This window comes from Vibrio sp. McD22-P3 (assembly GCF_021568915.1).
Lineage (GTDB): Bacteria > Pseudomonadota > Gammaproteobacteria > Enterobacterales > Vibrionaceae > Vibrio > Vibrio mediterranei.
Genome location: NZ_JAKGTN010000012.1, coordinates 172,087 through 198,438 on the forward strand (window position 1 = coordinate 172,087; position 26,352 = coordinate 198,438).

Annotated in this window: 16 protein-coding genes; 11 read left to right on the forward strand and 5 right to left on the reverse strand. The window is 45.4% G+C overall.

Going from position 1 to position 26,352, the window contains the following annotated elements:
* Positions 1–30: 30 nt before the first annotated feature.
* The 3 genes from L2W36_RS15745 to fabB form a co-directional block, all read right to left on the reverse strand.
* Positions 31–1,044 (reverse strand): aspartate-semialdehyde dehydrogenase, encoded by a 1,014-nt coding sequence (locus tag L2W36_RS15745; RefSeq protein ID WP_236110530.1) that lies wholly within the window; start codon positions 1,042–1,044, stop codon positions 31–33.
* The gene (locus tag L2W36_RS15750) at positions 1,028–2,173 is read right to left on the reverse strand and encodes a 4-phosphoerythronate dehydrogenase (protein WP_236110531.1); all 1,146 of its coding nucleotides are present in this window, start codon (positions 2,171–2,173) and stop codon (positions 1,028–1,030) included. The genes L2W36_RS15745 and L2W36_RS15750 overlap by 17 nt, the downstream gene beginning before the upstream one ends.
* A gap of 232 nt (positions 2,174–2,405) precedes the next feature.
* Positions 2,406–3,617, reverse strand: a complete 1,212-nt coding sequence (gene fabB, locus L2W36_RS15755; RefSeq protein ID WP_236110533.1) for a beta-ketoacyl-ACP synthase I — start codon at positions 3,615–3,617, stop codon at positions 2,406–2,408.
* A 175-nt stretch (positions 3,618–3,792) separates the two neighbouring features.
* Here fabB and mnmC point away from each other — a divergent pair, with 175 nt between their 5' ends.
* The 8 genes from mnmC (at position 3,793) to L2W36_RS15795 (ending at position 13,979) form a co-directional block, all read left to right on the forward strand.
* Complete coding sequence (mnmC, locus tag L2W36_RS15760) at positions 3,793–5,802, forward strand: bifunctional tRNA (5-methylaminomethyl-2-thiouridine)(34)-methyltransferase MnmD/FAD-dependent 5-carboxymethylaminomethyl-2-thiouridine(34) oxidoreductase MnmC (RefSeq protein WP_236110535.1); 2,010 nt, start codon at positions 3,793–3,795, stop codon at positions 5,800–5,802.
* A 179-nt stretch (positions 5,803–5,981) separates the two neighbouring features.
* Positions 5,982–7,043, forward strand: a complete 1,062-nt coding sequence (locus tag L2W36_RS15765) for an ABC transporter substrate-binding protein (RefSeq protein WP_236110537.1) — start codon at positions 5,982–5,984, stop codon at positions 7,041–7,043.
* Positions 7,044–7,050: 7 nt separating this feature from the next.
* Complete coding sequence (locus L2W36_RS15770) at positions 7,051–8,877, forward strand: GGDEF domain-containing protein (RefSeq protein WP_198557534.1); 1,827 nt, start codon at positions 7,051–7,053, stop codon at positions 8,875–8,877.
* 123 nt (positions 8,878–9,000) lie between these two features.
* Positions 9,001–10,074: a DUF4056 domain-containing protein gene (locus L2W36_RS15775; RefSeq protein ID WP_236110538.1), complete on the forward strand. Its 1,074-nt coding sequence runs from the start codon at positions 9,001–9,003 to the stop codon at positions 10,072–10,074.
* Between the two features lie 4 nt (positions 10,075–10,078).
* A complete protein-coding gene (locus L2W36_RS15780; protein WP_236110540.1) occupies positions 10,079–10,456 on the forward strand; it encodes a diacylglycerol kinase in 378 nt (125 codons plus the stop codon).
* Positions 10,457–10,927: 471 nt separating this feature from the next.
* Positions 10,928–11,830 carry a LysR family transcriptional regulator gene (locus L2W36_RS15785; RefSeq protein ID WP_236110542.1) on the forward strand — a complete coding sequence of 301 codons (903 nt, stop codon included), beginning with the start codon at positions 10,928–10,930 and terminating at the stop codon, positions 11,828–11,830.
* Positions 11,831–12,001: 171 nt separating this feature from the next.
* The gene (gene dgcN, locus L2W36_RS15790) at positions 12,002–13,006 is read left to right on the forward strand and encodes an N-acetyltransferase DgcN (RefSeq protein WP_236110544.1); all 1,005 of its coding nucleotides are present in this window, start codon (positions 12,002–12,004) and stop codon (positions 13,004–13,006) included.
* A 7-nt stretch (positions 13,007–13,013) separates the two neighbouring features.
* Complete coding sequence (locus L2W36_RS15795) at positions 13,014–13,979, forward strand: enolase C-terminal domain-like protein (protein ID WP_236110545.1); 966 nt, start codon at positions 13,014–13,016, stop codon at positions 13,977–13,979.
* A 59-nt stretch (positions 13,980–14,038) separates the two neighbouring features.
* Here L2W36_RS15795 and L2W36_RS15800 read toward each other — a convergent pair whose 3' ends face one another.
* Positions 14,039–15,442: an MATE family efflux transporter gene (locus L2W36_RS15800; RefSeq protein WP_062463320.1), complete on the reverse strand. Its 1,404-nt coding sequence runs from the start codon at positions 15,440–15,442 to the stop codon at positions 14,039–14,041.
* Positions 15,443–15,709: 267 nt separating this feature from the next.
* On the opposite strand from L2W36_RS15800, the gene L2W36_RS15805 reads away from it, so the two are divergent.
* Positions 15,710–17,143 carry a DEAD/DEAH box helicase gene (locus tag L2W36_RS15805; RefSeq protein WP_236110547.1) on the forward strand — a complete coding sequence of 478 codons (1,434 nt, stop codon included), beginning with the start codon at positions 15,710–15,712 and terminating at the stop codon, positions 17,141–17,143.
* 64 nt (positions 17,144–17,207) lie between these two features.
* Here L2W36_RS15805 and L2W36_RS15810 read toward each other — a convergent pair whose 3' ends face one another.
* Positions 17,208–17,843 carry a murein L,D-transpeptidase catalytic domain family protein gene (locus tag L2W36_RS15810; RefSeq protein ID WP_038229911.1) on the reverse strand — a complete coding sequence of 212 codons (636 nt, stop codon included), beginning with the start codon at positions 17,841–17,843 and terminating at the stop codon, positions 17,208–17,210.
* A gap of 708 nt (positions 17,844–18,551) precedes the next feature.
* Here L2W36_RS15810 and L2W36_RS15815 point away from each other — a divergent pair.
* Together L2W36_RS15815 and L2W36_RS15820 are read left to right on the forward strand one after the other, a co-directional pair.
* Entirely contained in the window at positions 18,552–23,549 is a 4,998-nt protein-coding gene (locus tag L2W36_RS15815) for a 2-oxoacid:acceptor oxidoreductase family protein (RefSeq protein ID WP_236110549.1), read from the forward strand.
* A 2-nt stretch (positions 23,550–23,551) separates the two neighbouring features.
* Positions 23,552–26,296 (forward strand): sulfide/dihydroorotate dehydrogenase-like FAD/NAD-binding protein, encoded by a 2,745-nt coding sequence (locus L2W36_RS15820; RefSeq protein WP_236110551.1) that lies wholly within the window; start codon positions 23,552–23,554, stop codon positions 26,294–26,296.
* The last annotated feature ends 56 nt before the right edge of the window (positions 26,297–26,352 follow it).

Below are 26,352 nucleotides of genomic sequence, written 5' to 3' on the forward strand. Positions count from 1 at the left end.
AATTATCAACTTAAATCGAACGTAACGCGTTTAGAAGTAATCACGAATTAACACTTCTGCAATTTGCACCGCATTCGTCGCTGCGCCTTTACGCACGTTGTCTGCCACTACCCATAGGTTTATACCACTGTGGTGACTGATGTCATTGCGAATACGACCAACCATAACGTGGTCTTTGCCACCCGCATCACGAACTTGAGTTGGCATATCTTCACCATAGAATACTTCAATACCGTCCGTTTGCTCTAACAGTTGCGTCACTTCTTCCGCTGAAATTGGTGCACGAGTTTCTAGGTGTACCGCCTCAGCATGTCCGTAGAATACTGGAACTCGAACACACGTTGGGTTCACCATGATGCTCGCATCATTGAAAATCTTCTGAGTTTCCCACACCATTTTCATTTCTTCTTTGGTATAGCCGTTGTCCATAAACTGGTCAATCTGTGGAATACAGTTAAATGCGATTTGCTGGCTAAATGCTTTATTTTCAACTGGTTTGCCATTTAGTAGCATTGCCGTTTGACCCGCTAGCTCATCAATACCTGTTTTACCCGCGCCAGACACTGACTGATACGTCGTGACATTAATACGGTCAATGCCTACTGCGTCATGAATAGGCTTCAATGCAACCAACATTTGAATAGTTGAACAGTTTGGGTTAGCGATAATGTTACGGTTACGGAACTCAGCAATCGCTTCTGGATTAACTTCCGGAACAACCAAAGGAACATCATACTCATAGCGGAAGTTTGAGGAGTTATCGATAACGACTACACCCTCATCAGCTGCAATTGGTGCCCACTTAGCTGATTGCTCACCACCAGCAGAGAACAGTGCAATGTGAACCTGAGACCAGTCAAAGTTTTCTACATTCTCTACTCGAACGGTTTTACCATTAATGCGATAAGTTTTACCTTCACTACGCTCGCTAGCCAGCAAGTAAATGTCACCCATTGGAAATTCGCGTTCTTGAAGCACTTCCACCATAGTTTCACCTACAGCGCCGGTTGCTCCAAATACAGCAATATTAAATTGTTGGCTCATTGGTTACCTCGATTTGAAATCCTAGTTCTGCTAAAGGTGCTAAATTGCATGAATCGCTACCCTTAACAAGGATGACGCCATATTCACGCCTATCCCAATAATTTTTGCGCATTTTATCAAAGCCGCCTTCATTGTGAATTTCACGGCGGAAAATTGCGTCGTCTTTGCGTACATCATAGATGATTTGAGTCATGCTATGCAGTGTCGCTTCATCCCACTCTCTATCTAATGTAATTTGTGGAATGGGTGCAATAGGTAATAAAGCATCTGGGTTAGCACGTTCAGATAGCTGCAAAAATTCGCAATAGCTATTGAAGATCATCGTGGTACCACGAGCTTTACCCTCTAAACCATAGCCTGCAATATGAGGGGTCGCGAACGTTAACAGAGGAAGCAGGTCGAAATCAACTACTGGTTCAAACTCAAACACATCAAGAACAGCAGTAAACCCATCATTCTTAAGTAGTCGCTGCTTTAGAGCAGCATTATCCACCACAGGACCTCGTGCTGCATTTATTAAGATTTGGTCAGATCTAAAATTGTTTAAACGCGCTTCATCGATTAAATGATGAGTCGGAAATTCACCATCTCGTGTGATTGGCGTGTGCATAGTGATGACATCAGATTGCTCCAACAGTACATCTAGATCGGTAAATTCACGGCTATCGCCTTGTTGCTGCTTAAGAGGGTCGTTGAGCAGAACCTTAATACCAATACCTTGTAAACATTTTTGGAGATAGCTTCCAACTTGACCACAACCAACAATGCCCACTGTTTTATCAAAAATAGAGAAGCCTTGTTGCTGAGCAATAACCATCAAGCTACTGATCACGTATTCCGCAACGCCAACCTTATTGCAACCTGGCGCAGCAGTGAAAAAGATACCACGCTGTTGCAACAATGCTTGATCAACATGATCCATGCCTGCTGTCGCTGTACCGACAAATTTCAATTTGTTCGCTTTTTCTAACAACGATTCATTCACTTTTGTGATCGAACGTATCATCAGCGCGTCAACGTCATTAAGGTCGTCAGCAGTTAGCTCACGTCCTGGTTTCGCTATCACTTCACCTAGCTGCTCGAACAATTCGACAGCATAAGGCATTGCTTCATCAACAATAATCTTCATTGTTTTGTCCAAAGGGTGTTGTCCTTACCTAGGCATGAATTGTGCAAGATCTTCACCACAGTGTCGAGAGAACTCTTTTCAAATTCCCTAGATAGAAAAATGCCCAGCCAATAATGGCTGGGCAATATCCAGAACAAAAGGATTTTAACCCGCTCTCCAGGAGTTAAAACTTGCGTCTGCGACCAATTTTCACTGGTCAGCTCTGGAAATCATAATAACTGATTATCCAGTCTTAGCCTTGATACTTTTTCAATACTAACGTTGCGTTAGTACCGCCAAAACCAAAGCTGTTTGACATCACTGTATTCAGTTCTTGTTCACGAGTTTCAGTAACAATATCTAGGCCTTGGGCTGCCTCATCCAGTTCTTCAACGTTGATGCTTGGTGCAATAAAGCTGTGATGTAGCATTAGCGCAGAATAAATTGCTTCATGAACACCAGCTGCTCCCAATGCGTGACCTGTCATTGCTTTTGTCGCTGAGATTGCAGGGCTATTGCCGCCGAATACTTCTTGAATAGCGCCCAGTTCTTTTACGTCGCCAACAGGAGTTGATGTTCCGTGAGTGTTTACATAATCAATCACTTCTACATCTTGCATCGCCATCTTCATACAACGAACCGCACCTTCGCCAGATGGTGCTACCATGTCGTAGCCATCAGAAGTTGCACCGTAACCTACGATTTCACCGTAGATAGTCGCGCCACGAGCTAGAGCGTGCTCAAGTTCCTCGACAACAACCATACCGCCACCACCAGAGATAACAAAACCGTCACGGTTTGCATCGTAAGTGCGAGAGGCTTTTTCTGGTGTTTCGTTGTATTTAGTAGATAGTGCGCCCATAGCATCAAACATCATAGTTTGAGTCCAATCAAGCTCTTCACCACCACCAGCAAATACGATGTCCTGTTTACCAAGTTGAATCAGTTCCATCGCATGGCCAATACAGTGTGCCGACGTCGCACATGCAGAACTCATCGTGTAGTTCACACCACGGATTTTAAATGGAGTAGCCAAACATGCAGAAACAGTTGAAGACATAGTACGAGGTACCATGTAAGGACCAACACGCTTCACGCCTTTCTCGCGAATAGTGTCTACCGCAAGTGTTTGGTTTAGTGCTGAAGCACCACCAGAACCAGCAACAATACCCGTACGGTCATTTGACACTTGGTCTTCTGTTAGACCCGCATCAGCAATGGCTTGTTCCATAGATAGATAAGCGTATGCCGCAGCATCACCCATAAAGCGCATTTTTTTACGATCAATGTGCTCAGCAGGGTTCATTTTCAGGTCGCCCCACACTTGAGAACGAAGGCCCATCTCTTTGAACTGCTCAGAGGCGTTAATACCAGAACGGCCTGCTTTTAGAGACGCTAAAACTTCTTCTACGTTGTTACCGATGCTCGAAACAATACCCATACCGGTAATTACGACTCGTTTCATGTGACTTTCCTATAAATTCAAAAACTGCTAAATGATAACGAAGATACAGGATATAAGTGGTCAGCTTTCCCATAAATTCGTACAATCCGCACCAATAAATGCTATCGATGCCCTAATAACTGTAGTTGTGATAACTTTCTAGTAACGGGTATAACACAAGTTAAGTGTCAATATTATGACTTCCATCACTCACGCTCAACTCGACTGGAATGAGTCGGGTACTCCAGTTTCAGACCAATTTGACGATGTTTACTTCTCTAATGTCAATGGGTTAGAAGAAACACGTTACGTTTTTTTGAAACAAAATCGCCTTCCGGAGCGTTGGCAGGATTTCGAACAACGACGTTTTGTCATTGCTGAAACCGGATTTGGTACCGGCCTCAATTTCCTCGCAGTATGGCAATGGTTCGAACAGTTCCGAATGAGCAACCCGGATTCGACACTTCAAGAACTGCATTTTATTAGCTTTGAGAAATACCCTCTCTCAAAAACCGATCTAGAAAAAGCGCATCAAGCATGGCCGGAGTTAGCGCCTTATGCCGAACAGTTGCAAGCACATTACCCTATGGCTGTACCGGAATGTCATCGCATTGTCTTAGCGGATGGCGCGATAACGCTGGATCTCTGGTTTGGCGATATAAAAGACTGCATGCCGCTAGTACCGACACCAAACGAAGGTATAGTAGATTGTTGGTTCTTAGATGGTTTTGCGCCAAGTAAGAACCCAGAGATGTGGAATCAAGAGCTGTTTAACGGCATGGTTAAGCTCGGTAAACTAGATTGTACTTGTGCAACGTTCACGGCAGCAGGTTTTGTTCGAAGAGGTTTAATCGAAGCTGGTTTCGATATGCGTAAAGCCAAAGGTTTTGGCACAAAGCGTGACATGATTGTCGGTCAAATCGCTCAGAAAATGCCATTCACAAACTATCACTCACTGTATTATCGACCAAATCTAAATACACCAGAACAAGTAGCCATCATTGGTGGCGGTATTGCCAGTGCTTGCCTAATAAAAGCGTTAGCAAATCGAGGAATTCACAGTCAACTATTTTGCAAAGACAGTGAACCTGCTCAAGGTGCATCCGGAAACAAACAAGGTGCGGTTTACCCACTTCTTAACGGCGAACACAAAGGCGTATCGAGAGTGTTTGCTCCAGCATTTATTTATGCCCGCCAGTTTGCGGAGCAAGCAGCAACCACAATCCCTTACGACCACGACTGGTGCGGTGTCACGCAACTGATGTGGGACGAAAAATCTGCTACTAAACTCGAACGTATGTTGTCAGGAGGCTTTCCGACAGCGCTTATCCATAAGTTGGATGCAGAACAAACCTCAGAGACCATCGGCCTCCCTTCGCCGCATGCGAGCATTCACTACCCTCTCGGAGGTTGGTTATGTCCATTCCAGCTCACTCAAGGTCTAATCCAAAGTAGTGTAAACGATGGAAAAAGTAGTGCTTACTTTAATTTAGAAGTAGCTGAGCTAAAACAAGCGCAGGACGGAAAGTGGCAAGTCATCCTCGTTGACGGCACTATCCATCAAACTCACTTCGACACAGTTATCGTTGCTAATGGCCATAAATTCAGTGCTATAAAACAAACAGAGAAACTGCATCTTACGGCGGTAAAAGGACAAGTCAGCCATATTCAGACGACAGATAAGCTCAAATCGCTAAAGTCGGTGCTATGTTATGACGGTTACATGACGCCAAACAATCCACAAACAGGCACCCATTGCATCGGCGCAAGCTACGATCGAAAACACATCGATAACCAATTTGATCAACAAGCTCAGTTCGAAAATGCAGAAAAACTCAGACACTGTATTCGAGACGTCGAATGGGTAAATGAGGTAGACACCTCAGATAACCAGTCACGACAGGGAATTCGCACCGTAAGTCGAGATCACTTACCCTTCGTTGGTCAAGTGTGTGATTTTGATAAGCTGGATGCCTCTTATTCCGAGGACGACAACACGTTAAGTGAACTTCCGAATTATGGCGGCTTATATTGTATGCTCGGTTTAGGCTCTAGAGGACTGAGTTCTGCGCCACTTTTGGCTGAGCTATTAGCCTCTGAGATTTGCGGTGATCCTCTTCCGCTACCCGTGGATGTTTTAGCACAACTGCATCCCGCAAGGGCTTGGGCAAAACGAATCATAAAATCAAAACCTTTATCCCTATAAGCAAACCCACATCAGCCACGCCCTACCTCGTGGCTGATGTCTTTCATTTCTGCTATCTCAAAACCAAAAAAGCGTTCAAGAAATGAGAAACTCGAATAATCTGCAACAAATTCAAACCAATCCATTCGACTTAATGTGATCTAAATCCCATAATTTTCTCTAACACAGGGAGTGTTAGTATGATTTGGAGATCCATTTGGTTGATATGCTGCTTGCTTATCATTCATAGTCCGTTCGCGTTGAGTGCGAACCAGAACATGACGACAAGAGTTCTATTCGTTAACCCAGGCTTCGCCGATGAAAGCTTCTGGGGAGACGTTGACGGCTACGCTCAAGCAGCGGCATCTTCGCTTGGCTTAACCTTGGAGATACTTCACGGCAATAGAGACCACATTCTGACACAACAGTTGCTTGCAGAACGGATGCAAGTTTTACCCAAGCCCGACTATGTCGTTCTCGTTAACGAAAAAAGCAACGGCCTTGCATTATTGAACATGCTATCTGAATCAAATTGCTTTGTTTCCTTCGTACTTAACGACCTCTCCCCTTCAAGCAAACAAACGCTGCGAACCGATCCAATATGGAATACGCGACTTATGCCTGGCGTATTTCCCAATAACTTTAATATCGGATATCTCACTGCCAAAGATCTGTATCAAAAAGGAAAGGATAAACAAGGCGCCTTCTTAATCCTGTCAGGAGATAAAAACACTCCAGCCTCAAAAAATCGCGAAGCAGGTGCTATGGCGTTTGTGATGCAGCAAGAACACACTACGGTTGCGCAGCGAGTTTACGGAGACTGGCGAGAGGATCTGGCTTATGAACAAACCAAAGTCCTGCTTAAACGCCATTCAAAAGTCCGTTACATCTGGACCGCCAACGATCACATGGCATTTGGTGCTCAAAAAGCAATTAGCGAAGCGGGACGCAGTATCGGCAACGACATCTTTATTAGCACGATCAACACCTCACAGTCGGTACTATCGGAACTGAAAGATGGACACATTACTTCTTTGGGCGGTGGACACTTCACAGCAGTCGGCTTGCAAATGGTTAAGATTCATCATCACCAGAAAGACCAGCGTTGGCCACAAAGAACCAAATTCAATCTATTTCAAATCATTCGTTACCCCTCTGAGCTTTTCTCTACGCTTGAGGACAAAGCATGGAGCAACATAGACTTCGAAAATATCGACATTTTTGCCAACCCAATCGACCCTTTTGTTGTCAAAAGTGAGTGAACGATAGATGCAGCGCTTCAATGCTATGTCCATCCGCAACAAAATTATCACTATTTTGATTATCGTCACTGGTACGTTGACACTCTTCAACATCGCTATTCAAGCCTACATTGATTATCGACAAGAGATACACAAAGTGAACAAACATGCTCGAGCGCATGTACATTCGCTCACCTATCCCATTGCAGAATCATTGTGGGATCTAGACCTCTCTCAACTTCAGCAACTTATGCTGAGCATTAGTGAAGATGATTACATTCGTAATATTCGATTAACTGGTGTCGATGGCACCTATTTAGACGCCAATTTATCACCAAACATCAAAACCAGCCCCTCGATATTGGAACTGCGATATAACGGCCGCTACCTAGGCAACATCTCCTACATGATTGACGACAGCATTATCCAAGAAGAGGTGATATCTAAGCTTGCATTGGGGTTGCTACTTAATATTATCGAAGCTGTTATTATTCTTGTCGTTATTCTCTTTATTGTTCGTAAGCTGATCACGACGCCACTCTTAGAACTCTATCGTCTTTCGAAAGATATTAGTCCAAGAACTTCAAGCAAAGTTAAACTGCCCCACAGCTTAACTGAGCGTAAAGATGAGTTAACTTACGTTGCTCACGCCTTGCAAAACCTAAACAACACTTCTCGAAATGCGATTGCGGCACAGAAAAAAACTGAACGCCAGCTATTGCAGCATCAGAGTCAACTTAAACATTCTATTGAACAGCAAACGGAAGCATACAAAACGCAAAGTAAGTTACATCGCATTTTGGCAGATATGTCATTAAACATTCTCACATGTAACGAAGATAATGTTACCGAAGTGATGTATAGCGCGTTTGAACCGATAGGACGAGTTTTAGAAATTGATCGTATTAGCATACTCTCAATCCAAGAACAGATGGCCACGTTCAGCTATTCATGGCGGGCTGATGGTTCAAAAAATCCTTTAGGTGAAGGTTTTAATATCGAAGCCATGACATTACTGCAAAGACGTTTACTGTCTCTCGACCCCATCATTATTGATGACATCGAATCGATTAAAGACAGTGCACAAACTGAATACGCACTACTCAGAGCCCAGAATGTCAGCTCTATTGCTCTATTTCCTCTTATTGATGGTCAGTCTGTCTTCGGCATATTGAGTGCGTCTAACTTGCATCATCACCAGCAATGGACAGAAACACAGAAAACCATTTTAAGTCGATTATCAACCACCGTTAGTGAACTGCATATTCGCTTGAAAAATCATAACGAGATGACTGCCCTACAAGATGAGCTCATCGAAACAAATCGCAGGTTACATATCGCTGCCGAAACAGATGAACTAACTGGCCTACCCAACCGCCGTCCCTTTATGTCTGAGCTCGCCCACAACACCGAAAGCCTCTTTGTTAGTACCATTACGACTATGATGATAGATGTCGACCACTTTAAGCAATACAACGACACCTATGGTCATGTCCAAGGAGACTTTGCCCTTCGTTATGTGGCGCAAGCACTCAAGCAGGTGTTGTCTCCCTGTGGTCATATGGTGGCAAGAATTGGGGGAGAAGAGTTTTGTGCACTTCTCGTCAATACCTCACAAGAAGAGAGTGTCGTGCTGGCACAGCAAATGCGACAAGAAGTAGAGAAACTCAACATCACGCATTCCGGTAATGACCCTTATGACATTGTGACCATTTCCATTGGTGTCGCGTTTCAGCACTTAGGTGACCATCCAATTACTCCACAAAACATGCTTGAAAATGCGGATGAAGCCCTCTACGCCGCCAAAAAGCGAGGTAGAAACCACGTAGAAATCGCAGCTGGCACGAAATGGTAAACCTCATCAATTCATTGATTTATTATCGTCACCATAAATTCTTGCATTTTTTTGACAAAGCAAGGCTGTGTAAACTGCACACTTTGCCGTTTTTTTGTTCCACATACTGATTTTTGGTTGATTATGAGAAGAATATTATTACTACTTAGTTTAGCTTTTACGTTTGTTCAGCCTAGTTTTGCGGACGTAAACACTGTACCAGTAGGGATAAGACCATGCTGCGCCTTTGGAACAGGCCTAAAAGCAGAGCTAGGAAGCGTTCCCGTCCCTTTCTACTCCATTAAAAACGTACTTAATGTCGAAGACGTTGATGCTCATGTGTTTAATGATGGTTCTTCGAGTGTCATAGGCAGTCTTATCGGCACGTCAGACGAAGTTAACGGTCTGATATTCTCAAATAAAGGTGGCTTCATCGATACCGCGCATGTGAGAGATACTGCAGACTTCACCTTATACCTATATCACAGCATCAAAAATCGCGACAGTGACGAATTTGAATTGGCTCTGACGCCAGAACTTCGTGCTCGAAGAATTGTGTTCAATAATTTAGACCAGCTTGACTCAGCTAACAACGAACAGGCAAAGCTCGCAGGTTTACTGGCGTTTCGCCTTGCACAGTGGCATGAAATTGCTCAATGGTATGGGTTAGTGTCTGTCGGCGGGTTTAAAGAGTATCCTTCCGCCTTCTCTCCAGAAGATTTGTACTCAAATATGCTAGGTGCGCTAATCGCGATGGAGATCATTAAGATCAACCCTGACATCACTCAAGATGCCTTTGTCGTGTTATTTCCACAATACTTCAGAAAACACCTAAAGATGTTAGATGCCCAAGACGAAGACACCACCATCGCACAGCTTAAAAAGCTGGATGGTATCTGGCGGGATAGTAGCAAACGCCTACCAAATAAATGGGTAGTTAAGACTCGCGATTACCACTACAGCCTAGATTTGGTCCCAAATGGAGTCACTAAAGGTACACCACTTTCCTTGTCATCATTGAACGAGCTTGAACAGTTTGGTCAATTACAGCTCGTTGCTGCTGACAAGATCGCTTCGTTTGATATACTGCCGTCCGCATTAAATGAGAAAGAGATCTGGACTCATGAAGAGTTCCAAATGATCGCCAATATTTCTAAATCGGTCGATGATCAAGATGCGAACAATCGCAACGATGCCCTAATAATGAAGTTGAATTAACACTATGAGTGAAATACAAAAAAACACCGGAATTAAACGTATTATCTATGCCGCCCGATATTCTTGGTCGGGGCTAATAGCAGCATGGAAGAACGAGGCAGCCTTTCGTCAAGAAGTGGTCGCACTGATTGCCGCTGTTGTTATTGCTTTGCTCATCGATGTTTCTCTTTTTCAGAAAGTGGCTCTGGTCAGTAGTGTTGTATTTGTCATGATAGTCGAACTGATGAACTCAGCGGTTGAAGCCGTTGTTGATCGAATCGGTTTAGAACGTCATGAGCTTTCAGGCCGCGCAAAAGACCTCGGCTCTGCCGCTGTGTTTCTGGCAATTGGTTTAGCACTTATGGTCTGGTCATCCATATTTTGGTCGCATTTCATCGGCTAATTCCGCCACAGCCGTCTAACTTCTAATTTCAACTCAAGGCTTGAACCTAACCTAGGTTCGAGCCTTTGTTTTATCTAGTCCTCATGTTTTGAGCCGCCTTTTGGCACCTCTGATATTGAATTGAACTTCAACAAATTCTTTGCGAAACAACTTATTACCCGATGAGCGAAACCTTGTTTCCCCGAGGTTGCCGAGGCAGCACCGCAAGTTGCGCGCTTTAGCACACACTATGAGGTTCAGCCGAAACAAACTCTGCGTATTGGTGGAAAACTAAAAGCCGCCGACAGTGTGTCTGATCACGACCATTTCCACGGAGATTTTGACCAAGACAGGCAATAAGCCAACTTAGGCTTAATAAATAAGGGTTTCATCAGTTTTCTGATAGAGTCCTTATCGCGTCAAAATCGGTCATTCTCTTCAGGCGCAAGATCCATTACAGTTACAGCGAGCCAGTATGGGAATGGAGTCTTTGTGAACTTACGTCAACTAGAAGTGTTTTATGCGATTATGCAAACGGGAACCGTCTCTGGCGCGGCGAAAAACCTCCATGTATCGCAACCTAATGTGACCCGTGTACTCGCTCATACGGAGCTACAGCTTGGCTTTTCTCTGTTCGAGCGCGTCAAAGGTCGTCTGGTTCCCACTCAAGAAGCCAGAACCCTGTTACCAGAAGTAGAGAAAATCTATCTACAACTCGGCCAATTTAAAACCCTCACCAACAAGGTTAAAAAAGGGCATCAACATATTCGAATAGGTGCGCCACCAGTATTAGCTACAAAATTCCTGACACCGGTGATTGCACAGTTTCATCAAGCACATCAATGCTCAATAGAACTGGTCACCGGTAATCGCAGTGAACTGTGCGACGCATTACTCGACAATGCGCTCGATATTGCTGTCGCGTTTGGTGAAGACACTCCTGCCGGTATTTCTCACCAACTTCTGGCCAAGAAATCAATGCAAGTTCTAGTACCAACCTCTGGTTTCACTCGATTTAGCGAAGGCGAGAATAACCCCCCTGTAGTGACGTTAGAAGCTCTGTTGGACGATGAATTAAACATCATCGCCCTAGACAGGCGCGATCCTTTAGGGCAGAAACTCACGCTCGCCCTTGAGCAAATACAGCCTGATTTTGTTCCGTCCCTTACAGTTAGGAATTACAGTTCAGGTGCAGAACTGGCCGCTCTTGGAGCTGGTATTGCGATTGTTGACCCTTGGACTGCCAGCCAATATGCGGCAAGTGAGAACTTACATAGCCTCCAGCTATCCGACGTTATTGACTGTTCCGTCTCACTACTTACCAGCGACTTACATCCTTTTTCGATTGCGACGAGATCTTTTCTTTCGATGTTGAAGAATCACGCAAGCGCTTAGTTACAACATATAGCCACCTATAACCTAATGTTATAGGCGACCAACAAACGAGCATTCGCTATTAGAGTGTTCCCTCCCTATCTTAGATAGCATTAGCCTCGCTGCTAGGAATTTACCTAGCTGTAAAGCGGGCTACTTGTGAATCTCGCTACTTGTGAATAAAGGGACACTATGAACATTTCTCAGCCTTACTTGCTTTTCCTCGGTGACGTCACTGATCCTCTCTCAGCAAAAACCGCGCGCGGTATTGTCAAATGGCGCCCAGATGCCTGTTTAGGGCAACTCAGGCTAACCGAGGATACAGTCTCTTTAGGGCTTACTGAATTAACACTTGAGCAGGCTAAAAAACAAGGCGTAAAAACGCTGGTCATAGGCACCGCCAATGCGGGCGGCTTTATTCCTAGAAACTGGGTAGAGACACTCATTGCTGCAGCAAAGCTAGGGTTAGATATTGCATCGGGAATGCATCAAAGACTGACAGACATACCAGAGTTAGCCCAAATGGCAGATCAAGGCTTAATCCAGTTGTTTGATGTTAGACACTATGACGAACGCCTTGCAGTAGGTAACGGTAAAAAGCGCTCGGGGAAACGACTACTCACGGTTGGAACAGATTGCTCAGTAGGGAAAATGTTCAGTGCCCTCGCCATCGAACAAGCCCTCAAGCAGCTCAATGTTGACGCTAGATTCAAAGCAACGGGGCAAACCGGCATATTAATCGACGGTCAAGGCATTTCAGTGGATGCGGTCGTAGCAGACTTCATTTCTGGTGCCGTAGAAGCTTTAAGTCCTGAGTTTAACGATCATGATTGGGATATCATTGAAGGACAAGGCTCTCTTTTCAACCCATCCTTTGCTGGCGTAAGCTTGGGACTATTGCACGGAGCTCAGCCAGATGCGCTTGTTCTTTGTCACGAAGTTGGACGTCAGCATATTCGCCACCTCCCCCACGCGCAATTGCCCACGATTGAGCAAACAATTAACGCTAACCTTTTGGCAGCACGTGTGACTAACCCCAAAGTCCAATTTGCAGGTATCTGTTTAAATACTTCCATATTGGATGAGTCTGACGCCAAAGAACTCTGTCAACAATGGAGTGAACAGTTTGACCTTCCCGTAACGGACCCTGTTCGTTTTGGGGTAGACTCAATCGCTAACAAGCTAAAAACGTTGTGAGAATCTTATGAAGATTGAAGCGCACCATCACTCAATTAAACTCGCGAAGCCCTTCACGATATCCAGAGGCACACGTACTCACTGTGAAGTAGTTCGTGTGTCCATCGAATACCAAGGACAACTTGGACAAGGGGAGTGTACGCCTTATCCGAGATATGGTGAGTCGGTGGAATCAGTCATGGCACAAATCAATGAGTTTAGTGCCGACCTAGTGACCCAAGACCCCTTTGAAGCGCGACTCGCCTTGCAAAACTATCCGGCTGGCGCTGCTCGAAATGCTATTGATTGCGCGTTATGGTCGCTTGAAAGTCAGCTCTCTGATAGCCAGTTCCCATCACCCTATTTTGCGATTGCACCCAGTATCGAAACTGCGATGACGGTGTCTGTTGCTGACCTCAACACCATGACAAGCCAAGCAAAGCAGTATATTGATGAAGGTGCAACGCTGCTGAAGGTCAAACTCGATAACGAGGATATCGTTGAGAAAATAGCCGCTATTCGAGCATTATCGTCTGAAGTGAAGATCGTCATTGACGCTAATGAAGCGTGGGCTTCACTTGATCTTGAGTCCTTGTTCGGTCAATTAGCACCGCTAGACATCACCATGATTGAGCAGCCCGTTCCTAGTGGCCAAGATGACTTACTCAAGGGTATTCCCCACCCTATCCCACTGTGCGCTGATGAGAGTTGCCATACCAGAGCCGAGCTAGATGAACTCGTCGATTGTTATGAGATGATCAACATTAAACTTGATAAAACTGGCGGATTAACAGAAGCCTTAGCACTAGAGGGAAGAGCTCGTGAACTGGGACTTATGGTCATGAGCGGTTGTATGCTGGGAACGTCAATGGCAATGAAAGCAGCATTGCCTATAGCAACTAAAGCAGAAGTGGTGGATCTCGATGGTCCAGTGCTGCTTGGCAGCGATGTTGAGAATGGACTTAGCTATAAAAACGGACGATTACTGCTCTAGGAGCTAACGAGTAATCAAAAAGCGCGTGACCCTTTCTCAGGTATCACGCGCTTTTACTATTAGCGAGTAGTCATTCCATCAGAAGCTCTATCAGAAGTAATAGGCGGACGCTTTTTAATTACGTGACGTAAACGCAGCAACATCAATATCGCAGCCACAGTCAGTCCCGTAAGAATGCCGATCCAAAAACCTTTTTCACCCATAGCTGGCACAATATGATCTGTCAGCCCTAGCACTATGCCAAGCGGCAATGCCAATCCCCAATAAGAAGCAATCGCCAACAACATCGGCACTTTCGTGTCTTTATACCCACGGAGCGCACCGTTCGAAGAGGTTTGCAGCGCATCACTAAACTGGTACATCGCTGTAAACACAAGTAGCGTTGCTGCTGTCGCACTCACTGCTGGGTCTGTAGTGTAAAGTCGAATAATCCAATCCGGGAACAACAAGAAAATTGTCACCGATATTAACGACATCAATCCTGCAACCAAGATTCCGATTTTACTGCGTTCAATCGCGCCTATCTCGTCTTTAGCACCTAATGCGTGGCCCACACGAATAGTGATACCAAACGAAATGCTCATTGGAATCACGTAAGTCATGCTGGAGATATTCAAGGCGATCTGCGCAGCCGCAACATTTTCCGCTCCAATACGACCGATCAACAAGGCGATGACAGCAAAAATACTGCCGCAAACCGCAATGTTCATACCGATCGGTAGACCTAACCTAAGCAAATGAATCATCTCTTTTGCTCTTGGTTTAATATCAGTAAACCGAATGATCGTTTTGTAGTGATGATGACCTTTAATGTAGGAATACAATAGTCCTGACATTAACCAATACACCAAACTGGTTGCCCAACCACAGCCTACCGCACCGAGTTCAGGAAACCCAAACTTGCCGTAAATTAAGATGTAGTTAACCGGAATGTTCACCAACAAGCCAATAACTGAAATGATCATCGGCGCTTTAGTATTGTTCATCCCTTCGCAGAAACCATTTAAGGTATAGAACAGAGCAATACCCGGCACACCAAACGCCAAGGCAAACGCATAATCACTAGCAATAGGGATAATTTCTGATGCAACCCCTATCCACTCTAAGATAGGTTTCGCGCTGACCAAGTAAGCCACCAGCAGCGCGCTAGAAATCAATGCGAGCCAAACCATTTGAAAGAACTCGACAGAGATGCTCTCAAAGTCACGCGCACCACGGTGATATGCCACTACCGGAGTAAGCGCCATAATCACGCCGCGAAGCAGCAATAAAACTGGAATCCACAGACTAGCACCCAAGGCGATCGCCGCGAGATCGGCAGCACTCACTTGACCAGCCATTGTGGTATCCACAAAACCCATCGCTTGAGTGGCAAGCTGAGTCAGAATAATAGGTATCGACAGATGCATTAATGCACCCGATTCACGAGTAAAACGAGAAAAAGGACGAGTAGTCGTTTGCATGAAAGTTCTAAAACACCAATATAAATGCACCAGTGATGGCGGGATGGCGAATGTGCATTTTAGGGTGTGCCCGTTAGGCGGCGACAATATAAACACCTTACCTACAAATTTCAATAGCGCAAATCGACGAGAATTGTATTGAAGTTCGTCACAAAAGCACGCAGAATAGCGCGCCTTACCCTATCCTTGGGTTTACGGCCTTTTATAACGATAGATTTGCTCTATCCCATGACTGCCACTTTTCTCACTCCACCGACGAGTACCACTATGAGTTTTGAATCTTTAGGTCTTTCGACTCCTATTCTTCGTGCTATCCAAGATCTAGGTTACGAAAAGGCATCACCAATTCAAGAGCAAGCCATTCCTGCAATTATCGAAGGCAAGGATGTTATGGCTGCAGCACAAACCGGCACAGGTAAAACCGCTGGCTTTGCGCTACCGTTACTTGAAAGATTAAACTCAGGTCAGCGAGTGAAAGGCAATCATATTCGCGCGCTTATCCTTACCCCAACGCGTGAGCTTGCTGCACAGGTTCATGAGAGCGTGTTCAAATACAGCACTAACCTTCCACTAACCTCACAGTGCGTGTTCGGTGGCGTGAAGATCAACCCACAAATGCTGAAGCTGCGTAAGGGCTGTGACGTGATGGTTGCTACACCAGGTCGTCTACTTGATCTTTACCAGCAAAACGCCATTAAGTTCTCTCAACTTGAAGTGCTCGTACTTGATGAAGCCGACCGTATGTTAGATATGGGGTTCTTCCGCGATATTAAGAAAATCCTCGATTTATTGCCGAAAAACCGCCAAAACCTACTATTTTCAGCCACTTTCTCCAACGAGATTCGTGATCTGGCTAAAGGGTTGGTGAATAACCCTATTGAAGTATCAGTCACACCGCCAAACTCAACCACAAAACTCGTAGAGCAAAGCTTATACGTGGCAGATAAGAAGCAAAAACCAGCTATGCTGGCCAAGCTAATAGACGATGGTAGCTGGAAGCAAGTCTTAGTCTTTTGTAAGACTAAACACGGCGCAAACCGTCTCGCCCGTTTCCTTGAAGGTAAGAAAATCACAGCACTCGCGATTCATGGTAACAAGAGCCAAGGCGCGCGAACTAAAGCACTTGAGCACTTTAAAACCGGGCAAATTCGCGTACTAGTGGCAACTGACATCGCGGCTCGTGGACTCGATATCCCACAGCTACCTCAAGTGGTCAACTTTGATCTTCCTCATGTCTCTGAAGACTACGTTCACCGAATTGGTCGTACAGGCCGCGCTGGTGAAACTGGTAAAGCGTACTCTTTAGTATGTGCTGATGAAACAAAAGAGCTATTCGGTATTGAAAGACTGATCGGTAAACTTATTGACCGATTCGAGTTAGAGGGATTCAAACCAGTAAACGCCGTTCCTGAGTCAAAGCTGGACACGCGCCCAATTAAACCGAAGAAGCCGAAGAAACCAAAAAAGCCTAAACAAGAAGGCCAAGAGAAATCGACTGCATCCGGACATGGTCGTGCAGATAAGCCTCGTTCTGAAAAGCCTCGTAAACCAAGAAAGTTCAATACTAAGCGTAATAGCGACGGTGAGTCAGGTAACGCTAATCATCGTAACAGTACGAATAATGCAAACAACGGTGCGAACAAGAAGCGTAAGCCTAGACCAAGCAAACCTCGTGCTAGTAAACCAAAGCAAAACGCTTAGCTAGACAGCAAAAAGCCCACTATTCATAGTGGGCTTTTTAATTTAAAAATCAGATAATTATTCATTAAGAGCTAGCGTAAATAACACTGCCGCCTTTAATCGTATCAATAATTTCTTTAGACAGCTTTTCCGGCAAGGCTGGGCAACCCCAACTACGACCAAGATAGCCGTTTTTCTTCATGAAAGATTCGTTAGCGTAATCTGCTCCATGAACAACAATATATCGGTCACGAGCATTATCATTAACGCCTTTTGTTAGTCCATCCAATCTTAGTGAATAACCATTAGAGCCGTAATAAGTCGTGTCCGTTAAAAATGTCCCCAGTGATGTCTTGCGAGAATTTATAATATTTGAAAACTTAGTCGCCGTCTTTTTACCACTATTAACACCATGAGCTACATACGTATTAAAAACCAAAGACTTTTTCGCCATATCTATGACATAAAAGCGTTTTTCTGTAGAGGGCTTCGAATAATCAATAATAGTTAATAGTGATTTACTGCGATTGGTAGTACTTTCATATGCATTATAGGCATCTTTAAACAACTGAAAGTCGACGATCCCATACAGCTTAGCGCTGTTGTATATGCCTTTAGCCGATGTTGGACTAATCTCCGCTTCACTGCGAGCGCTGTGGGAAAACAGGAAAGCAACAGAAAGCGCTAACACCCACAACGGTGAAAAAATCTTTTTTACCATTATTACAACAAGTTATTCTAATCAGGTTGATAAATAAAAGACATCTCTGTCTTAATTAGTGAACAATATTATCCTAACCTAACTATTAATAAAATCCAGTTTACTAATTTTTACATGATTATTTGAACATGATCGGAAATTATTCACATTCATTTAAAATATAATTATAGATATCAGACAGTTAATATTGATGCATTTAAATTTATTAATTGGCACTACTATAGATAATAATAAGACTACTCCTATATTACACTGTAGGCATATTAAAATAGACCATTGAATATTTATTTAAGTAGCATTTTTTAAAATCAAAGATACTAACTTGAACTGAACTAATTAAACCACATCTTTTTCAATAGGTTATAACTAAACTAACCACATGTAATTCTGAAATTTTCTTTTTCTGAACATCACCTGATAAGGCTCACCGACCTCTCTTCTATCCCACCCTCTATAACCACATAAATTGTGTTGATTTTGTGAACATACGAGCAAAGTTGTCTTTGCAACTGGTGTAGTATTTAACGCATAAGCATCAGATGGTCATCTCGAGAGCGATCACTAGGTTTATGTGGTTCATCACCAAATGCTCTGAATGATAAGGTGCAAGCTGGCAATTAGCCATGAAGTATTTGGTGAGGAGTAAAGAATCGACGCATTAAGGAAGTCGAACTAATAATAAAACCATATACCAAGGAGCAACCTCTTATGTCTACGATGACCCAAGGGAGCAATGCGCACCACAACACCCCATCCTATCCCGGCCTGACTACTGTAATCCACGGCAATGGCGCTGTCGCACATGTTATGGATTACGTTTGCGGTGGAGTGATAGGATACCCAATCACCCCTTCTACTGAGATTTCCGAACTGTATGAAGCCTTTAGAGCTCAAGGCGGCTGCAATGTTTGGGGGCAACACCCATTCTTCTTCGAACCTGAAGGTGAGCATTCTGCGCAAAGTGGCGCATTAGGTGCCGCGCTAACAGGGGGCAAGTACATTTCCAACGCTTCATCAAGCCAAGGGATTTTATACGGGCTTGAATCGCACTATGTGACCGTCGGTAAGAAGGCTGCAGGTTTTGTGCTTCATGTCGCGGCGCGTTCAGTTTCTCGTCATTCACTGAATGTAATGGCGGGACATGATGACGTCTACGCTCTGTTATCTGCTGGATACACCACTTTATTTGCAAGTAATGCCCAAGAAGCGGCCGACCTTGCTGCCATTTCGTATCGCGTCAGTGCCTTGTCACTAATTCCTGTCGCCAATACCATGGATGGCTTCGCAACCAGCCATATTCAAAGTGAAGTTCAACTACCTGAGCCAGAATTACTTAAACAATATCTCGGTGACCCAACCGATCGAATTCTCGCACCAACAGAAGCTCAGAGAATGCTATATGGTGCCAAAGGCCGCGTCTGGCAACTCAATCAATTTATCGACAAATACCAAGACCAGTTTTGGCCTGAAAAATTAGCCGACTTAAGAGGCTATATCACAGCTAATGAAGCAGCGATAGAAAAAGACGCTCAGGGCGAGTGGATTGAATCCACCAACGCTTACCTACCCGAAGCACTATTGAAAAAATGGCAACGTGCTTGGCTTAATGCCTATGAAAAAGATACGCGTCAACGTGTACCAGCGCTGATGGATCCGCATAACCCAGGATTAACAGGTGGTGTCCAAAATCAGCCAGACTACCAAGCGGGTATCGTCGACCATCGCAGCCACTTCCTAAGTGATGTTCCACAGTTTATCGAGCAAGCCATGCGTGAATATGGCGAGCTAACGGGTCGCACCTATGAGCCAGTCATGGATTATCTATGTGATGACGCAGAATACGTCATTGTCGGTTTAGGCTCGGTCACGGATGATGCTGAAGCTGTTGCTTTGCACCTTAGAGAACAAGGTCAAAAAGTCGGCGTCATCTCTATCAAACAATTACATCCATTCCCTGAAGCGCAAATCGTCGAGAAACTTGCGGGAAAAACTGCGGTAACGGTGCTAGAGCGTTGCGACGAAACACGCTTAACTGCTCGCATCTCTAGAGCGCTATTTAAAGCGCAAGAAAATGCCCACTACCCTCGCCACAATGGCATCAAAGCACTAACGCACATACCAATGATTAATACTGGTATCTTCGGACTTGGTGGTCACGACCTGCAACCTAAGCACTTGATCGCTGCTTTTGATAACATGCGCTCAGAGAACATTAAGCCATTCTTCTACCTAGGCAGCCAGTTCTTCGACAAACAGGCAACTGGCGAACTGAAACAGATTCAAGATCGATTACGCTCTGCTTATCCAGATACTGAGCTGATGGCTTTAGAAACAGGCGAAAACCCTAACCTGTTACCTGAATCGGCAATGCGTGTACGCTTCCACTCTGTCGGTGGATACGGCACCATCGCCACGGGTAAGCTACTGACAGACATTCTTTCTGGTGCATTAGGATTGCACTCGAAGTCCATGCCGAAATATGGTTCTGAGAAAAGTGGCGCACCAACCAACTTCTTTATTACTCTTTCTCCTGAACCTATCAAAATCACCAATGCCGAACTACAACAGGTCGAAGTCGTTCTTTCACCCGACCATAAAGTGTTTATGCACACCAATCCACTGGCGGGTCTTAGTAAAAACGGCACCTTCATTTTGCAAACTCACCATGAACCAGAGCAAGTTTGGCAAGAGATCCCTGCGAGTGCTCGTCAGTTCATTCGTAACAACAACATCAACTTCTACATTGTTGATGCGTTCAAGGTAGCGCGTGAGCAAGCGCCATCAGCTGATTTAGAAATCCGTATGATGGGTATCGCCTTTATCGGAGCCTTGTGTGGACATGCAAAACAAGTTACCCAAGGTGCTGATGAGTCGGCGATGTTAGAGCGTATTACCCAACAAATCGCCAAGAAATTTGGTTCAAAAGGCGAGAAAGTCGTTGCCAGTAACATGGCAGTGATTCGTGAAGGCATGCACGCCACACAGCACGTCAATTACAGCGCATTTAACGACAATGTCGAAACCAGTGAAACTCTAGCGCAAACCGAAACCCAAAAACCAGCGCAAGCCAGTTGCGGATTATTTGATCCTTCTTATTTCAATAATATCGCAGGCAAACGCTACGTTGATGGCTCCATTGGCGAAGCTCCTGTTATCCCAGGTTCTGGCATGTTCCTGCCTCCTGCCAGTGCCATCACTAAAGATAAAGGACTCTTTAGGCTTAACGTGCCTAAATTTGATGCAGACAAGTGTACTGGCTGTATGGAATGTACTATTGCTTGCCCAGATGGCGCTATTCCTAACGCGGTGCATGAGCTGCACGATATTGCCTATGTAGCAATTGACAAACTGAATATTCCACCTGTACAACGCGACAGTTTGAAAGCGAAAATGCCGCCAATTCTGGACGCAGTACGCCACCACTACCGCAGCTCGGCAAAAGGGGAATCACAGCCACTGCATCAAGTCGTCTCAAAAGTTGTGGATTCCATGACCTTTGAAGAGCCTATCGCCTTGCAAATGGCAGCGCTATGCGTGGCATTAGAATCCTTACCAGTAAGCCGCACCAAGCCATTCTTTGATGCGATGGAAAAAGCGGTACCAGGAAGTGGCGGTTTGTTCTCTGTGGCTATCGACCCAAGCAAATGTAGCGGCTGTATGGAATGTGTCGACGTTTGCGGCCCGAATGCGTTAGAAAAAGTTCGTCAAACCACCGAAATGAACCAGCAAATGCACGAACTGTTCAACACGCTTGCGAATATGCCAAATACGCCTACTCGTTTTGTTGAACAAGGTGTGAAAGATGCCTCAGAGTCAAAACGTTTGCTACTCGACCGCAGCAACTACTATGCAATGAGTTCTGGTCACGGCGCATGTCGCGGCTGTGGTGAGGTCACAGCCTTAAGACTCGTCACCTCCATCAACCGAGCACTGCAACAACAACGTTATCAAGCTCATATACAGACTCTTGAGTCTATGATTGAGCAACTTGAAGACAAGTTGGATATGATCGTTGGACAAGACAGTGAAAATACCAGAACCCAGCGTTTAGTTCGCACTATTGAAACGCTAGAAAAACGCTTGTTCCTATTCGAACATGGCCCAACTGGAAATGGCCCTTCTGATGCACTTATCGCTAACGCCACAGGCTGTAGTAGCGTCTATGCCTCTACCTTCCCTGCAAACCCATACAACGACCCTTGGGTAAACAGCTTGTTCCAAGACACCCCGGCGGTCGCGAAAGGCTTGTTTGAAGGTGAAGCAGCCAATCAGCTTGAACAGTTCAAAGCACTGCGCACTGCAAAACTCGAATTAGAAGATATGTACGATGAAGAGATTCACGATCGTCAGCTTCGTTACCTTGAGTGGAGTCAGTTGTCCGATCAAGAATTGGCACTGATGCCAACGGTATTCAGCATCGGTGGAGACGGCGCAACCTATGATATTGGTTTTGGTGCGCTTTCTAGACTGTTAACTACCAGTACACCGATTAAGATCTTTGTATTGAATACTGGGAGCTACTCTAATACTGGAGGACAAGCATCCACAGCAAGTTTCACCGCGCAAGATTCCGACCTCAGCCGTTTCGGCAGTGCTCATAGCGGTAAAGAAGAGGCACGTAAAGAGCTAGGAATTATTGCTACCTTCCATCCGAAAGTCATGGTGGTACAGACCTCAACGGCATTACAAGGTCACTTTATGTCGAACTTGATGGAGTACTTGAATTATCAAGATGCACCAGCACTGTTTGATGTTTATACCCCTTGTATGGGTGAGCACGGTATCGCCGATGATGCTAGCACGCGACACTCTCGCTTAGCCGTAGAGAGCCGCATGAGTCCGGTATTTGTTCACGACCCACGTAAAGGTGAGACTTTAGCAGAGCGTTTCTCTATTGAAGGTAACCCTGAACTGGATCAGGACTGGGCAACACATACCATCAGCTACCTAGATAACGATGGCATGACCCAACTTAAACAAGTGCCATTTACCGCCGCAGACTTCGCGTTGTATGAGGGTCGATTCAAGAAACACTTTGCGCTAGTCAGCGATAACGACAACACCGTAGAGCTCGCTGATTATCTCAAGCTAAGCGCTCAAGAACGCGCAAATAAAGTACCGTTTATCTGGTCCACCGATAAACAGCAACATTTGGTGCAGCTCTCTGTTTCACCGTCGTTAGTGGCACTGAGTGAAGAGCGTCTTCGCAACTGGCACATGCTACAAACATTAAGTGGACAGCATATAGCGCAGATCGAGCAAGGTTATCAGCAGCAAATCGAAGAGTGGAAACTGCGATATCAACAAGCCTTGGACAACAATGAACAAACTATTGAGTCCATCGCAAACGGACTAGCAGAACTTGCTATGGTTGCAACACCAACCAGTAGCATCCCTGTGACACAAATCGACACCACTGATGCACCTGCGAAAGCCGATGGACAATCGCAACCTCTTGTCGCGATCAATGAGGACGAAAAATGTCTGTGTACCGATTGCAAGACCTGCTACCAACAACTGAGTGAACTGTTTGAGAAAACAACTGTGGTCGAGAATGGCGAAGCGAAAGTGATTAGCCAAGTCATTCCGGGTTCATTGGCGAAAGTAACACTCACTGATGAGTTAGTGAAACGTGCAGCACGAATCGCCGATGAGTGTGATGCTGAAATCATTCACTTTAACGCTCCTGCTTCGGTGGAGGTGTAGTTATGGTCGCTTTACTTACTCAATCTCAACGGGAGCTTATGCTAAAACGCATGGATCAAAATCCACAGCGCTTCCAGCAAATGATCATCGAAGAGAGTCAACAGCTAATCCAGGATATGCTGAAACGCGGTAACCTATCAGCAGAGTTCACCACTAAGCTATGGGATCTGTTGCTCGCGGGCAACGATCTTAGTACCGCACTACAGCGTTATCTATGGCGAATTCCACTGAAACAAAAACGGGCATTTGTTAAAGGCTTAGACCTGCACCTTTCAGAACGCTATCCCATGTTTAAGGGGTTATCTGAAGGTTGGCCGGGCAGCAATAATATTCCTCCTTACGTTCGTCCTGCGGAAGAACGCCGCAAAGACTTCGATCTAGTGAGCCAAGGCTACCTTGGCTACATGGGGTTGGGTTATTCGCTGCGCGAAGTAGAGCTGTTTGTGTGGCTTGAAGTGCTTCGCGATAAGCAATGCGAAGACAAACCTTGTGAAGTCGGTGTCCCAATGTGCGACCGCGACGGCAATCCCGCGGAAGAAGCCGATGGAGGATGTCCGGTTAAGATCCACATACCAGAAGTGTTGAACTTAATGGGCGAAGGCCGTTTTAAAGCGGCATTTGAGCTAATACGCGACGCCAATCCTCTGCCAAATGTTACGGGTCGAGTTTGCCCACAAGAGCTTCAATGCCAAGGTGTATGTACTCACAACGATAGACCGATTGAAATCGGTCAGTTGGAGTGGTTCTTACCACAACGGGAGCGCGAGCTTTCTAATGGTGAGCCGCCGAAACCTGTGGCGTGTAACCCTTGGGTTGCCGCTAGCAAACCGCCAGTGGCTATTGTAGGTTCAGGGCCTTCTGGGTTAATCAATGCTTACCTACTGGCCAAAGCTGGTTACCCCGTGACAGTATTTGAAGCATTCCATGTCCTAGGTGGCGTGTTACGTTATGGTATCCCTGAGTTCCGTCTACCGAACCAATTGGTGGATGACGTGGTAGAAAAAATCAAAGCGCTCGGAGGCCGCTTTGTCACTAACTACATCGTTGGTAAAACTGCCACCCTAGCGGACCTCAAACGCGCAGGTTTTGTGAGAGTGTTTGTCGGCACTGGGGCAGGACTACCGCGCTTCATGAACGTTCCGGGTGAGCATCTACTTAATATCATGTCAGCGAATGAGTTCTTAACTCGCGTCAACCTAATGCACGCCAACCTCCCTGACTATGAGACCCCTATGCCAGAGATGGACAATAAAGAGGTGATGATCATCGGTGGTGGTAATACCGCAATGGACGCCGCGCGAACCGCTCGTCGCCTTGGTGCTAACGTGACTATTGTCTATCGTCGAACGCAACAAGAGATGCCTGCTCGTGTTGAAGAGCTACATCATGCGTTAGAAGAAGGCATTATGCTCAAAGAACTGCGCTCTCCTTGTCAGTTTAATGGGGATAAAAACCATGTACTGGCGACTGCCGATTTAGACGTGATGGCACTAGGTGAGCCCGATGCCTCAGGCCGTCGCAGACCGCAGTCAACAGGGGAAACGGAGCTAATGAAGGTCGATTTCGCCATCATGGCTCTGGGTAATAGCTCTAACCCTATAATGAAAGACGCCAACCCAGATCTTAACACCTCGAAATGGGGTACCTTGCTGCTTAATAAAGGCTCGCAGGAAACCTCGCTTGCTGGTGTTTATAGCGGTGGTGACGCGACTCGTGGTGGCTCAACAGCCATTAAAGCGGCAGGTGATGGGCAAGCAGCCGCTCGTGAAATCATGAGTACGCTAGACTTCAATTTAAAAGAAGTCGAAGGGTTAGTCGCGCAGGCAAGCAATTACACTGAACTTGGGCAAATGCCAGCCAAAATCGTCAAACGTCGTCAACTTACGGATGAGATTGTCGAATTTACCATTACCGCCCCACTCATCGCCCGTTCCGCAAAACCCGGTCAGTTTGTACGAGTTCTTGCCGATGAAAAAGGCGAGTTAATTCCACTGACACTCGCTGATTGGGATGCTGAAAAAGGGACGATTGAGTTAGTGATTCAGGGGCTAGGAAGCAGCTCTAAACTTATCAACCAGATGCAGGAAGGCGATGTCTTTGAAGCGATTGCGGGGCCACTAGGTCAAGCAAGTAAAGTCGTTGTGCACCAAGATAATCACAGAGTCTACTTCACCGCAGGTGGTGTGGGTCTTCCGGCTGTTCATCCTATTATGCGCGCACACCTCGAAATTGGTAACAAAGTCACTTTGATTTCCGGTTTTAGAGGCGCACCTCAAGCATTCTGGACTGAGCAAGGCGATAAAGTCGAAACACTCAAAGCGCTCTACCCTGATTTACTGGAAGTCATCTATACCAGTAATGACGGAAGCTTTGGTGTAGATGGGTTTGTCACTACCCCTCTAAAAGACCGCCTAGATGAGCATCAAGCCGGAAAAGGCGAACCTATCGCGGAAGTCATTACTATAGGTCCACCACTCATGATGAGAGCTGTAAGCGACTTAACTTTGGAGTACAAAGTGGAGTGCGTGGCGAGCCTTAACTCTATCATGGTAGACGCAACCGGGATGTGCGGTGCGTGTATGGTCCCAGTAATGGAAGATGGAAAATTGATTCGTAAACATGCTTGTATCGATGGCCCAGAGATCAACAGTCATGTGATTGATTGGGACAAGTTCTTACCTAGGTTTAATCAGTTCAAACCGCAGGAAAGAGAGAGTCAGATAAAGCACAAGTTTATTGAGGAGTAAACGACGCGGCGGCTATCAATGATAGCCGCCGTTTTTACTTTCGCTTACTTAAAGTC

Bases quoted from the DNA above. Each gene is read 5' to 3' on its own strand.
- L2W36_RS15745 (WP_236110530.1), bottom strand. From the start codon at position 1,044: ATGAGCCAACAATTTAATATTGCTGTATTTGGAGCAACCGGCGCTGTA.
- L2W36_RS15750 (WP_236110531.1), bottom strand. From the start codon at position 2,173: ATGAAGATTATTGTTGATGAAGCAATGCCTTATGCTGTCGAATTGTTC.
- fabB (WP_236110533.1), bottom strand. From the start codon at position 3,617: ATGAAACGAGTCGTAATTACCGGTATGGGTATTGTTTCGAGCATCGGT.
- mnmC (WP_236110535.1), top strand. From the start codon at position 3,793: ATGACTTCCATCACTCACGCTCAACTCGACTGGAATGAGTCGGGTACT.
- L2W36_RS15765 (WP_236110537.1), top strand. From the start codon at position 5,982: ATGATTTGGAGATCCATTTGGTTGATATGCTGCTTGCTTATCATTCAT.
- L2W36_RS15770 (WP_198557534.1), top strand. From the start codon at position 7,051: ATGCAGCGCTTCAATGCTATGTCCATCCGCAACAAAATTATCACTATT.
- L2W36_RS15775 (WP_236110538.1), top strand. From the start codon at position 9,001: ATGAGAAGAATATTATTACTACTTAGTTTAGCTTTTACGTTTGTTCAG.
- L2W36_RS15780 (WP_236110540.1), top strand. From the start codon at position 10,079: ATGAGTGAAATACAAAAAAACACCGGAATTAAACGTATTATCTATGCC.
- dgcN (WP_236110544.1), top strand. From the start codon at position 12,002: ATGAACATTTCTCAGCCTTACTTGCTTTTCCTCGGTGACGTCACTGAT.
- L2W36_RS15795 (WP_236110545.1), top strand. From the start codon at position 13,014: ATGAAGATTGAAGCGCACCATCACTCAATTAAACTCGCGAAGCCCTTC.
- L2W36_RS15800 (WP_062463320.1), bottom strand. From the start codon at position 15,442: ATGCAAACGACTACTCGTCCTTTTTCTCGTTTTACTCGTGAATCGGGT.
- L2W36_RS15805 (WP_236110547.1), top strand. From the start codon at position 15,710: ATGAGTTTTGAATCTTTAGGTCTTTCGACTCCTATTCTTCGTGCTATC.
- L2W36_RS15810 (WP_038229911.1), bottom strand. From the start codon at position 17,843: ATGGTAAAAAAGATTTTTTCACCGTTGTGGGTGTTAGCGCTTTCTGTT.
- L2W36_RS15815 (WP_236110549.1), top strand. From the start codon at position 18,552: ATGTCTACGATGACCCAAGGGAGCAATGCGCACCACAACACCCCATCC.
- L2W36_RS15820 (WP_236110551.1), top strand. From the start codon at position 23,552: ATGGTCGCTTTACTTACTCAATCTCAACGGGAGCTTATGCTAAAACGC.